The 11,784-nt window shown below is 70.2% G+C and carries 10 protein-coding genes; 5 read left to right on the top strand and 5 right to left on the bottom strand.

Translation table 11 applies throughout. The features are described from left to right. The first annotated feature begins 86 nt into the window (after positions 1–86). On the top strand, positions 87–1,502 hold the full coding sequence (locus E1181_RS25350; protein ID WP_132678496.1) for a selenium-binding protein SBP56-related protein: 1,416 nt from the start codon (positions 87–89) through the stop codon (positions 1,500–1,502). Positions 1,503–1,557: 55 nt separating this feature from the next. Here the strand turns inward: E1181_RS25350 and rpiA are convergent, their stop codons facing one another. Further along, the gene (gene rpiA / locus E1181_RS25355) at positions 1,558–2,310 is read right to left on the bottom strand and encodes a ribose-5-phosphate isomerase RpiA (protein ID WP_132678498.1); all 753 of its coding nucleotides are present in this window, start codon (positions 2,308–2,310) and stop codon (positions 1,558–1,560) included. A 577-nt stretch (positions 2,311–2,887) separates the two neighbouring features. Here rpiA and E1181_RS25360 point away from each other — a divergent pair. The 3 genes from E1181_RS25360 to E1181_RS25370 all read left to right on the top strand — a co-directional run bounded on the left by E1181_RS25360 (position 2,888) and on the right by E1181_RS25370 (position 5,007). Further along, positions 2,888–3,373 (top strand): SRPBCC family protein, encoded by a 486-nt coding sequence (locus E1181_RS25360; RefSeq protein ID WP_132678500.1) that lies wholly within the window; start codon positions 2,888–2,890, stop codon positions 3,371–3,373. 87 nt (positions 3,374–3,460) lie between these two features. Then, complete coding sequence (locus E1181_RS25365; protein WP_132678502.1) at positions 3,461–3,973, top strand: SRPBCC family protein; 513 nt, start codon at positions 3,461–3,463, stop codon at positions 3,971–3,973. Next, positions 3,973–5,007, top strand: coding sequence for an LLM class flavin-dependent oxidoreductase (locus E1181_RS25370; RefSeq protein ID WP_132678504.1), 1,035 nt, complete (start codon positions 3,973–3,975; stop codon positions 5,005–5,007). The genes E1181_RS25365 and E1181_RS25370 overlap by 1 nt, the downstream gene beginning before the upstream one ends. Before the next feature lie 4 nt (positions 5,008–5,011). Here E1181_RS25370 and E1181_RS25375 read toward each other — a convergent pair whose 3' ends face one another. The 4 genes from E1181_RS25375 to E1181_RS25390 all read right to left on the bottom strand — a co-directional run bounded on the left by E1181_RS25375 (position 5,012) and on the right by E1181_RS25390 (position 11,177). Beyond that, entirely contained in the window at positions 5,012–5,506 is a 495-nt protein-coding gene (locus tag E1181_RS25375; protein WP_132678505.1) for a winged helix-turn-helix transcriptional regulator, read from the bottom strand. Positions 5,507–5,543: 37 nt separating this feature from the next. Next, complete coding sequence (locus tag E1181_RS25380; protein WP_132678507.1) at positions 5,544–8,312, bottom strand: sensor domain-containing protein; 2,769 nt, start codon at positions 8,310–8,312, stop codon at positions 5,544–5,546. 102 nt (positions 8,313–8,414) lie between these two features. Continuing rightward, positions 8,415–9,251 carry a class I SAM-dependent methyltransferase gene (locus E1181_RS25385; RefSeq protein ID WP_132678514.1) on the bottom strand — a complete coding sequence of 279 codons (837 nt, stop codon included), beginning with the start codon at positions 9,249–9,251 and terminating at the stop codon, positions 8,415–8,417. Between the two features lie 9 nt (positions 9,252–9,260). Then, entirely contained in the window at positions 9,261–11,177 is a 1,917-nt protein-coding gene (locus E1181_RS25390) for a glycosyltransferase (protein WP_132678509.1), read from the bottom strand. 487 nt (positions 11,178–11,664) lie between these two features. Between E1181_RS25390 and E1181_RS25395 the strand changes: the two genes are divergently transcribed. Then, on the top strand, positions 11,665–11,784 hold a 120-nt coding region (locus tag E1181_RS25395; protein ID WP_132676350.1), incomplete at its 3' end, for an adenosylhomocysteinase.

Raw genomic sequence — 11,784 nt, forward strand, 5'->3', positions numbered from 1 at the left:
GCGTCCTGGGATGCGGACACGGTCGCTGAGGTGGGAGCGCGGGCCCATGCTGGAACGACCGAACGCCATCTCCCGAGGAGGACGAGATGAGCCATGCCGCGGTCGATCCGACCTTCTACCGCAGTCCCGCCGACGCGATCGCCGCACCACCGGAGAAGTTGGCCTACGTGGTCACCTTCGACCGCGCGGCCGAACGCCCCGATGCCCTCGCTGTCGTGGACACCGACCCGGAATCGGCCCAGAACGGGCAGATCGTGGGATGGGCGGAGCTGCCGACCAAGGGCGACGAGCTCCACCACTTCGGGTGGAACGCGTGCAGCAGCGCCTTCGCCCACGCCGGTCACCACACCGACGGCCTGCAACGCCGGTACCTGCTGCTGCCCGGCCTGCGCTCCTCGAACCTGCACGTCTACGACACCCACCCGGACCCGAGGCAGCCGCGTCTGGTTCGCACCATCAGCGCCGACGAGCTCGCCACCCGCGCCGGGTACTCCCGTCCGCACACGCTGCACTGCGGCCCCGACGGCATCTACCTGTCCTGCCTGGGCTCCGCCGACGGCAATGGTGGGCCGGGCGGGATCGCGGTGCTCGACCACGACACCTTCGAGGTCGTGCGTGCGTGGGAGACCGATCGGGGCCCGCAGCAGCTCGCCTACGACGCCTGGTGGCACCTCAACCAGAACACCCTGATCACCAGCGAGTGGGGCACGCCCTCGATGGTCGAGGACGGCGTCGTGCCCGAACTGCTGCTCGCCAACGAGTACGGCCACGCCCTGCACTTCTGGGACCTGGCCGAGGGCAAGCACCTGCAGCGGGTGGACCTCGGCGCCGAACAGCAGATGGTGCTGGAGCTGCGACCCTCGCACGACCCGAACGCCACCTGGGGATTCGCCGGCGTGGTGATCAGCACCGAAGACCTGTCCGCCTCGGTGTGGCGCTGGCGGCGCGACGGCGATCAGTGGACGGCGGACAAGGTCATCACCATCCCCGCCGAACCCGCCGACGCCGAACTCCTGCCTCCCGCGCTCAAGCCCTTCGGCGCCGTCCCGCCGCTGGTCACCGACATCAACCTCTCCGTCGACGACCGCTTCCTCTACGTCTCGTGCTGGGGGACCGGCGAGCTCAAGCAGTACGACGTCAGCGATCCCGCCGCGCCTCGCGAAGCCGGGTCGGTCCGGCTCGGCGGCATCGTCGGCCGGGTCCCGCACCCGTTGGCACCCGACCGGCCGCTGGCGGGCGGGCCGCAGATGGTCGAGGTCAGCCGGGACGGGACGCGGATCTACCTGACGAACTCGCTCTACGGGTCGTGGGACGACCAGTTCTACCCCGATGGCGTCGGCGCGTGGATGGCCAAGCTCACCACCGACCCGCACCGCGGCGGCCTGACCGTCGACGAGGGCTTCTTCCTCCACGGCGAGGACTTCCGAGGTCGCCGGGCCCACCAGGTCCGACTCCAAGGAGGGGACGCCTCGTCGGACTCCTACTGCTACGCGGGGTTCTGAAACGCGACGAGGGGACGTGAGCAGAGCTCACGTCCCCTCGAACGAGTGATGACTGTCAGCGACCGCGGGTCGACGGACGGGCCGACGGGGTCGCCGAGACGTCGCGGATCTCGTGGCTGCCGTCCGCGCGGCCGATTACGACCTCCGCGGCGATGCCGGTGAACAGGCCGTTCTCCACCACACCGGGGATCCAGTTGAGCTGCGAGTCCAGCGCGATCGGGTCCTTGATCGCCTCGACGTGGGCGTCGACGATGAAGTTGCCGCTGTCGGTGACCAGCGGGCCGCCGTCCTTCTCGCGACGGGTCAGCTTCACGCCGGGCTGGCCGAGCTCGTCGAGCAGCGCGCTGATGGCGCGCTCGGTGGCCTGCCACTCGTACTGCACGACCTCGATGGGCAGCGGGAACTTTCCGAGCTGGTCGACGACCTTGCCTTCGTCGACCACGCACACCATCTTGTCCGAGGTGTCGGCGATGATGCGCTCCCACAGCAGGCAGGCGCCGCCGCCCTTGATCATGTGGCCCGCGGGGTCGATCTCGTCGGCGCCGTCGACCGTGAGGTCCAGCCGGCCGACCTCGGCGAGCGTGGTCAGCGGCACGCCGACCTCGAGCGCCAGGTCACGAGTGCCGGTCGAGGTGGGCACGCCCACCACGTTGAGTCCGTTCGACACGGCCTCGCCCAGCGCGCGGACGAACCAGTGCGAGGTCGTGCCCGAGCCCAGGCCGAGCTTCATGCCGTCGCGGATGTAGGCGTCGATGACGGCCGTACCCGCGGCCCACTTCGCGCGGTCCTGCTCGTTACTCGGTTGCATCGGTCGTAAGTCTCCTGTGGACGCTCCAGCGGATCACCGCCCGGCGGGCCGGCCGGTGGGTTCGCCAGTCACGGTACATGCGCTGGTCGCGGGCGGTCGCGGGGTCGCGCCTGTCGGCCCTTCCCGCGCGTCGCCGGGGCCGCGACGGACCCCGTCGCGGACTTCGGAATCGATCTGGAAACCCCCGCCCATCGGGTGACGGTGGCGGGGTCCGGTCATGATGTTGCCGGTGCAATGAACCTGCGGGTCAGCGCCGTTCCGGGGCAACCTGAAGCATGCTCGCGATCTTGCCGGGATCTCCGCGTTCGGTAGGCTCCGCCCACCTCGGCGGGCGCCTCGAACGGCCGGTGTCCGATTCGGAGGGAGCGATCGCGAAAGCGACTACGTCGCGCGGTTTTTCGGAAGCCGCCGCAGATGTGTTCTGTGCCACCGCTGTCGTCCGATGTCGTGCCTGTTGCGCGATCACCAGGATCGGATCGAGTTGCTGATTCCCTTTCGGGCCCAACAATGGTCCCGGTGGGGGTAATCCGGTAGCGGGGCGCCCCAGGGGGAAATTGAGTGGAAGGACGCCTGAGCTATGCCCTTCTATTCGACGATGGCCGAGACCGACATCGAGTGCCCGGCCATGGACGTCTACAGCTACATCACCGATCCGGCGAACTGGGAAAACGGCCGGCCGGTCACCGATCCAGGTTGGACGCTCGTGCCCCGGGGCAGGCAGCCCGCCGGCACGACGTGGCGGGAGCAGCAAGGCGAGGACTGGGCCATACTGGAGGCCGAACCGGGCCGCCGCTGGATCGTCCGGTCCCGAGGCGCCGATGACGCGTCCTCGGTGACCATCACCTACAGCTTCTCCGAGGTCGAGGGCATGACCCACCTCTTCCGGCACATGGAGATCGAGGTGTCCACCCGTGCGGCGATCAGCGAGCACGCGCGCGCCGCGTTCACCTGCTCGAAGCCCGGCAAGGACGTGGTGACCGTCATCAAGCGCGTGCTGGAGGCCTCTCGCCAGGCCGTCGTCCCGCAGGTGGCGGTGCCCGTCTCGATCTCGCGGACCGACTGACGGCCCCTCGTCGTGCAGTAGTTGACAACCAGGGTTTCATCACGCAACCCTACTGGTCAACGCCGCACGACGAGGAGGTCGCCGAGCATGGAGTGGACGGGCGCGCGCTACGCCGACGGGCCGACGGTCGAGGTCGAGACCTGGATCGACTCCCCACCCGAACGCGTGTGGGAACTGGTCACCGACATGCAGCTGATCGCCCGCATCAGCGATGAGCTGCAGGAAGTGCAGTGGCTCGACGGCGCCCAGGGGCCATCGCTCGGCGCCCGGTTCACCGGCCGCAACCGCCACGACGCGCTGGGGGAGTGGACCACCACCTCGCACGTCGTCGAGTTCGAACCCCAGCGGGTCTTCGGCTGGGCCGTGCGGGACCCCGAGAACCCCATGGCTTCCTGGCGGTTCGCCCTGCGTCCCGCCGACGGCGGCACGCAGCTGAGCCAGTGGGTCCGGATGGGCCCGGCGCCCTCCGGTCTGAGCCTGGCCATCGAACGCATGCCGGAGAAGGAGCAGAAGATCGTCTTCGTCCGGCTGCGGGACTTCGAACGCGGCATGACCGCCAACCTCGCCGGGATCAAGGAACTCGCCGAGGCCGGCGCCTGATGCGCACCGCCACCACCATCGAGGGCAGCGGCGGCGACTGGCGCGAGATCGTCGAGTACGTCCGCGAAGCCGAGAAGCTCGGCCTGGACATGTGCTGGGTTGCCGAGGCCTGGGGTTCCGACGCCCCCTCCACGCTCGGCTACCTCGCCGCCCGCACCGACACGATCCTGCTCGGCTCCGGGATCATGCAGCTGGGCACGCGCACCCCGGTCGCGATCGGCCAGGCCGCGATGACGCTCGCGCACCTGTCCGGAGGTCGCTTCCACCTCGGCCTCGGCGCCTCCGGCCCGCAGGTGATCGAGGGGCTGCACGGCGTGGACTTCGCCCGCCCGCTGGGCCGGATGCGCGAGACCGCGCAGGTCCTGCGGCAGGTCTTCAGCGGCGAGAAGATCTCCCACAGCGGCGAGCACTTCACCATCCCGCGGCCCGGCGAGTCCCGGCCGATGCGGGTGTCGATCCCGCCGGTCGACGTCCCCATCCACCTCGCCACGCTGTCGCCGAAGATGCTCGAGCTCACCGGCGAGATCGCCGACGGCTGGCTGGGCACCAGCTTCGTCCCGGAAGGCGCCGACGCCTACTTCGAACACCTCGACAGCGGCCTGGCCAGGGCCGGACGCACCCGGGCCGAGCTGGACATCTGCCAGGGCGCCGAGGTCGCCTTCGTCGACGACCCCGACGAGCTGAGCGGCGTGCTGGCGAGCCGGAAGAAGGAACTGGCGTTCTCGCTGGGAGGCATGGGCTCGGCCAAGACGAACTTCTACAACCGCGCCTACTCCCGCCAGGGCTGGCAGGACCCCGCCGCGGCGGTTCGCGAGCGCTGGCAGGCCGGCGACCGCGAGGGCGCCGCCGCGCTGGTCACCGACGAGATGGTGCTGGCCACCACGCTGATCGGCACCGAGGACATGGTCCGCGAGCGGCTGCGGGTCTGGCGCGACACCGGCGTGAACACCGTCCGCTTCTACCCCGCGGGCGACACCCTGGACCAGCGGCTCACCACCCTGGGGCGAGCGCTGGACCTGGTCCGGGATCTGTGACCGCTCAGCCGAAGCGGGCCCGCACATCGGGCCGCTCCGCCAACCGGGAGGGATAGCCGGGGCCGAGGTGGGACGTGGTGTCCTCGGCCCGCAGCGGCTCGCGGCAGGCCGCGCAGACCACCTCGGCGTGGGTGTCGTGGTCGCACGTGCGGTGGTGCAGCACCACCGGCGCGCCCTCCTCGCCGGACAGCCAGCGGTCGCCCCAGCGCGCCATGGCCGCCAGCACGCCGTAGAAGTCGCGGCCCTTGTCGGTGAGGACGTAGTCGTAGCGCGGCGGATCGTCCTGGTAGGCCCGCTTGTCGAACAGGCCTTCGTCGACGAGCCTGCGCAGTCGTTCGGCCAGGGTGTTGCGGGCGATGCCCAGCGAGGCCTGGAAGTCGTCGAAGCGCCGGACGCCGTAGAACGCCTCCCGCAGCACCAGCGGGGTCCACTGGTCGCCCAGCAGGTCCAAGGCGCGCGCGATCGAACAGGGCCAGTGAGCCAGGGACGTCCGCCGCATGCGCTCGAGGATATACGGGTCGCGCCGCGCGACCGCCTCATTCGATCCTCATGCGCCGGTCGGCGAGGTCGATGGTCCCGGCCAGGTCCTCGATCGGCGCCGGCCGGCCCAGGTAGTAGCCCTGCGCCTGGTCGCAGCCCAGCCGCCGCAGCACCTCCAGCTGCTCGGCGGTCTCCACGCCTTCGGCGATCACCGCGAGATCGACCGCGTGGGCCATCGCCATGATGCTGTTGACCAGGGCCTCGGCGTCGTGGGAGCGGGCGATGCCGTCGATGAACGACCGGTCGATCTTCAGCGAGTCCAGCGGCAGCCGCAGCAGCTGCGCCAGCGACGAGTAGCCGGTCCCGAAGTCGTCGATGGCCAGCCTGATCCCGTACCGGCGCAGCTCCCGCAGCATCCGGGTGGCGGTGACCGGGTCGTGCATGAGCGCGCTCTCGGTCAGCTCCAGCGACAACGACTTCGCGGACAACCCCGACTTGCGCAGCGCCTCGTCCACTGCCTCCGGAAGACCCGGGTCCTCCAGCTGGCGCACGGACAGGTTGGCCTTCACCCGCAGGTCGAGGCCGTAGCGCGTGCGGAACTCGGCCACCTGCTCGATCGCGGTGGACAGCGCCCAGGACCCGATGTGGTGGATCAGATCGCTCTCCTCGGCCATCGAGATGAACTCGTCCGGGGAGATCTGCCCGTGCACCGGGTGGGTCCAGCGCAGCAGCGCCTCGACACCGCCGACGCGGTTGGCGTGCAGGTTCACGATGGGCTGGTAGGCCAGCCAGAGCTCGCCGCGGTCGACCGCCGAGCGCAGGTCCTGCTCCAGCTCCAGGTAGCGCTGCAGGCGCTCGCGCAGCTGGACGTCGAAGAACGCCGCCCGCCCGCGGCCGCGCGTCTTCGCCTCGTACATGGCCACGTCGGCATCGCGCAGCACGTCCTCGGCGGTGCGCGGGTCGTCGGGCGGGACGAGCACGATCCCGATGCTGGCGTCGACGTGCAGCTGCCTGCCCTCGACGGTGATCGGCTCGGTGAGCCGCCGCCGGATCGCATCGGCCAGGGCGCCCAAGGAGGAGCCGCCGTCCTCGTCGTGCACCAGCACCACGAACTCGTCGCCACCGTGCCTGCCGACCTGCTCGGCGGAGTGCATCACGGCGCGGAGGCGCTCACCGGTCACGCGCAGGACCTCGTCACCGACGACGTGGCCCAGCGAATCGTTGATGATCTTGAACTTGTCCAGGTCGATGAACATCACGCCGGTCGTGACAGTGCGGTCGGGCTCGCGCATCGCCGCCTGCAACCTGCGCAGCACCATCGTCCGGTTCGCCAGCCCGGTCAGCGGGTCGTGGGTGGCCTCCCGCTCCAGCCGCTTGCGGAACGCGCGCGGCTCGGTGATGTCGGTGAACGACACCAGCGTGCGGTGCGGCGGCGAGTCGTCCGCGGTCAGCGACCGCGCCGAGATCGCCAGCCACACGCTGCTGCCGTCGGAGCGCTCGAAGCGCGCCACGCGCCGGTTCTCCGGCTCACCGGTGAGCCGCGTGCGCAGGGACGGCGCCTGCGGGAGCCGGTTGTCGTCCTCGTCGAAGGTCACCCACGACTCCGGGCGGGTGCCCACGATGTCCTCCTCCTGGGCGCCGAGGATGGACGTGGCCGCCGGGTTGGCCATCACGACCTTGCCGCCCTCGTCGATGACCAGCACGCCCTCGTCGAGCAGGCTGACCACCGTCGCGTAGCGCTTCTCGGCCCGGCGCCGCGCAGTCTCGTCGGTGCACACCAGCACGTAGCCGTCGCTCATCTCCGCCGCCGAGATCCGCACCTGCACCGGTGACCCGTCGGCGTGCCGGTGCTTGGCCTCGACGGTGCCGCCCACGGTCAGCAGCGCGGCCGGGTCGATCGCGGTGCCCACGACCTCGGAAACCTCTCGCCCGCGCGCCTGCGCCGAGGAGTAGCCGTAGATCGTCTCGGCGGCCGGGTTCCAGCTGGTCACCACGCCCTGCCTGGTGGTGGCGATGATGGCGTTGCTGACGTTCTCGACCAGCGCGGCCTGGTAGCGCAGCGCGGCCTCGGCCTCCCGCTGCGCGGTGACGTCGCGCAGGATCACCTGGAACGCCGGGCGACCGTGCCAGCTGGTGCGCACCGCGATCGACTCGACAAGCATCCGCGACCCGTCGACCCGGATCATCTCCGCCTCGGCGGGCTCCGTGGTCGTCCCCGGATCGTTGGCCACCGACAGCCGCGAGAACAACTCCGCCCGCGCGTGCTCGGCGACGAACTCGGTGATGGGATGCCCGACGATCTCGTCGGGGGAGGACGCGTTCATCATCCGCATCCCGGCGGGGTTGACGTAGACGGTGACGCCGTCCTGGTGCACGCACACCGCGTCCGGGTTCAGCTCGATCAGCCGGCGGTAGCGGTCGGCGATGTCGGTGTCGTGGCTCTCCTCGCTCAGCGGGTAGGCCACGTCCACCGCGATCCCGACCAGGCACCGCTCGGGACCGTGCAGCGTGGTGCAGCAGCGGAGGAAGATCGCACGCCGCTCCCCGGACGGCGTCTCGAACGGCTCCTCGACGGACTGCGAACCGTCCGCCTGCCTGGTCTCGGCGGAATGCACCAGCGGCGCGATGAGCTCCCGCAGCCTGCGCGTGAGCTCAGCAGGATCACCCTCGTCGACCTGCAGCAGGCTCGCCATCCCCGCCGACCAGCGCAGGTCGCCGTCGGCGAACCGGTAGCTCCAGGCGGCGGCCCGGTTGACCTCGCAGGCCAGGTCGCGGAGCTCCTCGTCCAGCCCGGACGCCCTGTCCAGCCGGTCGCTCTCAGTCATGGCCCTCCGCTCCCGAGGCGGACGTCGACCACCACACCCCGCCGGCCCCGTGCCGGCGGACCCCGGACGCCCGCCCAATGCTGGGCGGGCGGGACGACGCGTTCAGCGGTGCTGTGCCGCGGCGCGGGGAGCCGGCGCGAACCTCTCGATGTCCACGGGGGAACCGACGTCGGTCAGCCGGACGGCCACCTGTTCGTTGTCGATGGTGAAGGCTTCGTAGGAGAACTTCCAACCGGTCGCGTCGACGTGCTCTCCCCAGGCGCGGTACTCGCCGAACTGCCAGCCCGGGTAGTTGAAGAACTCGTCGAACACCACGATGCTGCCAGGCCGCAGGCGCGGGCCGACGAGCTCCAGCACGGTCTTGGTGGAGGAGTAGATGTCGCAGTCGACGTGCAGGAACGCCACCGGGCCCGAGTGGGTCTCCAGGAACTTCGGCAGCGTGTCGTCGAACCAGCCGACCACCAGCTCCGCGCCCTCGACCACAGGTGGGCCGTCGGGGAGCATCTCGCCGCCGAAGGTGCCCTCCGGGAACCCGGCCCGCCAGTGCTCCGGCAGGCCCTCGAACGAGTCGAAGCCGTAGACGTCGACGCCCTTGCGGGAGCGGGCGATCTCGGTGAGTGTCTTGCCGGAGTAGACGCCGAACTCCAGCGCCATGCCCTCGGCCGGGGCCAGCGATAGCGCGTGGTTGAGGGTGGCGATGGGGTTGGGAAGCATCCGCGCCGAGGCCATCTCCTGGTGCACGAGCCGCGCGGTGGAGACCGCGGCGTCGCGCTCACCGGCGGCGAACAGGTCGCGGCGGGACCGCATCTCGAAGTCGCGGGTGGCGCTGACGGCGCGGTCGATCTCCGGGCGGATCACGCCCGCGACGGCCTCGGAGACCGCTCGCTGCAACTTCTCCCGTGCGGCGGCCCGCACGGGGGTGAGAACGCGGGACAGCATGTTCACGATCTACTCCTCGGAAGCGTTGGTTTCGTCGAGCTGGAACAGGCGTGTCCAGTTCTCCCTGTTGGTGAGCGAGCGGTGGCCTTCACGCCACGTACCGCGCGCCCGGTCCCCCTCGCGGTGCAGCCGCAACGCCGTGCGCAGCACCTTCGCGCCGATGCGGCGCAGCTCGTCGCGATCGACCCTGCGGACCGACACCGACTCCTGGGAGGCGTCGGTGACCACCGCGGTCTCGAAGAGCCCGACGTGCCACCAGTGGGCGTCGCCGGACGAGATGGACGCCGAACCGCCGACCTTGCCCAGCAGGTGCCAGACCAGGCGCTTGGCCAGCACGAGCCTGCGCCAGGCCGGGTCCGGGCCTGCCTTGGCGATCGGCCGGGACGCGCCGGTCAGGCCGGGTACCTGCGAAGCCTTGTGCCGCGCGGTCTCGCCGTGCGGGGCGCGGATCCTCGCGATCCGCGCGATCGTCGATGCGTCGCCGTCGCGCAGCACGTCCGGACCGGCGAGGAAGTCCTCCACCGCCGCGATGAGCACCTCGGCTTGGCCGTAGCGCATCGACACCAGGCATTCGGCGGCCCAGCGGAGGAAGACCTTCGCGCTGGCGGTCCCGTCGAAGTCACCGTGCAACGCGTCGATGATCAGCGCGTTGCGCAAGGTGAAGTAGCGGACCCAGCTGTCCTCGTCCTTCCAGTCGAAGTCGGCGTGCCACACCGCCGCCCCGGGCAGCGTGACCGTCGCGTGCCCGCGGCCGCGGATGCGGTAGCCGAACTCCACGTCGTCCCACTGGAAGAACATCGGGATGGGGTAGCCGGCGTCGCGCACGATCTCCGAGGGCAGCAGGCAGCACCACCAGGCGTTGTAGTCGGCGTCGACCCGCCGCTCCTGCAGCTCCTCGGTGAGATCCGCGCGGTCGAGACCGCCGTCGACGGCCAGGCCGGGTTCGATGGTGGTGAAGCGGGCGTGCTCGGCGGAGACGTGGATCCGGTACGGGTGCAGCAGCTGCAGCATCTGCGAGCCGACGACGATCGGCTCGACGGCGGAGTTGGCGAACGTCGTCATCCGCACGACCGTGTCCGGTTCCAGGAGGATGTCGTCATCCATGAACAGCGCGTTGGCAACGGTCTCGTCGTCGGCGAGCGTCTCGTGGAGTCCGCGGGTGAAACCGCCTGCGCCACCGAGGTTCCGCTGGCGCCGGTAGCGCAGCAGCCCGCCGAACATCTCCTGGACGGACTCGAAGGACTCTCGGGATTCGAGGGTGTCGTCACCCTGGTCGATCACGTAGACCGCCGACAGCGCGCTCATCGCCGCCGGGTCGGCCGCCAGCGCGCGCAGCGTGTTCAGGCAGTCGTCGGGGCGGTTGTGGGTGCACAGCACCGCGGAGGTGGGGCGGCTGCGCGGCGGGTTCGGCACGAACCACGCGACGTCGGCGACCTGCAGCGAGTCGGCCTCGGTGATGAGTTCGAGCCAGATCGCACCGCCGTCGACGAACTTGCCGATGTCCACGGTCCAGCACACCTGGGCCTCGGTGGTCCTTCCCGCGACCCGCTCGGTGTTCAGCGTGCGGGCTCCACCTCGCGAGTCCGACGCCATCACGCGCACGATCCCGGCACCGCTGACGCTCGCGCGGACGGTCACCTCGGCGGCGGAGGTCCAGCGCTGCCAGTAGCTGGCGGGGAAGCGCCCGAAGTAGGTCGAGGTGGACACCGCGCTGTGCGGGTGGACCGTCACCGCGTTGCGGTGTCGGGTGGCGGCACCGTCCTCGATCTTGGCGTAGAGATCAACGGGCAGGCTTGCGAACGGAGGCGTGAAGAACGTCCGCATGGCCATGGCCGGGCCGGGATTTCCTCGTCGGGGTTCGTCCTGACGTTCGGCTTGGAGAGTCTCGTTCTCGTCCACTTCACGGAAGCCGCCAACAAGTGTCATGAGCTCCGCATTCTTTAGCTTTGATCTCAACGGTGTGTCGCTCGTGTCTATCGCGCCCGCGCGCGCAGCGCAGAAGGCGCGAGGGCCGGCCCGACGAACATCACCTGTTTCGGTGATGTTCGGGGAGGCGGGGCTCCGACCTGGCAGCTTGACAAAGTCCCCGGGCGTCACCAGAATTTTGGGCACGCCGGGTTCGACCGACTCGATGCGCTCCGATCAGGAGCGCGACCGCTGGCTGAGAGGCGCTGCAACGGACTTCACGTCCGCCACGCTCGGCCGGCGGGGTAAAGGGACAGCACGGTAAGGGCGCCTCCTGACGGAGGTGCCTTTTTTGATGTCGCGAGAGGGATCACGGCCGACGGCCGACGATGCCGGGTCGTGCTGAGCTGAATCTTCGCCGACCCGTGCGATCGCCATCCGGCACCTCCGCCGAAGCAGTCCAATTCGGACTCGATCGTCGATGAATCTTTGCACCCGAGAGGAAGTCATGAGCGTCAAGTTGCAGAAGGTCAACGGCCTGGAGTTCGCCGTGAAGGATCTGGGTTTGGCCGAGGCGGGTCGGCACCAGATTCGGTTGGCCGAGCACGAGATGCCGGGTCTGATGGCC

The sequence above is a fragment of the Saccharopolyspora terrae genome, from assembly GCF_004348435.1.
Classification (GTDB): Bacteria; Actinomycetota; Actinomycetes; order Mycobacteriales; family Pseudonocardiaceae; genus Saccharopolyspora; species Saccharopolyspora endophytica.

Bases quoted from the DNA above. Each gene is read 5' to 3' on its own strand.
- E1181_RS25350 (WP_132678496.1), top strand. From the start codon at position 87: ATGAGCCATGCCGCGGTCGATCCGACCTTCTACCGCAGTCCCGCCGAC.
- rpiA (WP_132678498.1), bottom strand. From the start codon at position 2,310: ATGCAACCGAGTAACGAGCAGGACCGCGCGAAGTGGGCCGCGGGTACG.
- E1181_RS25360 (WP_132678500.1), top strand. From the start codon at position 2,888: ATGCCCTTCTATTCGACGATGGCCGAGACCGACATCGAGTGCCCGGCC.
- E1181_RS25365 (WP_132678502.1), top strand. From the start codon at position 3,461: ATGGAGTGGACGGGCGCGCGCTACGCCGACGGGCCGACGGTCGAGGTC.
- E1181_RS25370 (WP_132678504.1), top strand. From the start codon at position 3,973: ATGCGCACCGCCACCACCATCGAGGGCAGCGGCGGCGACTGGCGCGAG.
- E1181_RS25375 (WP_132678505.1), bottom strand. From the start codon at position 5,506: ATGCGGCGGACGTCCCTGGCTCACTGGCCCTGTTCGATCGCGCGCGCC.
- E1181_RS25380 (WP_132678507.1), bottom strand. From the start codon at position 8,312: ATGACTGAGAGCGACCGGCTGGACAGGGCGTCCGGGCTGGACGAGGAG.
- E1181_RS25385 (WP_132678514.1), bottom strand. From the start codon at position 9,251: ATGCTGTCCCGCGTTCTCACCCCCGTGCGGGCCGCCGCACGGGAGAAG.
- E1181_RS25390 (WP_132678509.1), bottom strand. From the start codon at position 11,177: ATGACACTTGTTGGCGGCTTCCGTGAAGTGGACGAGAACGAGACTCTC.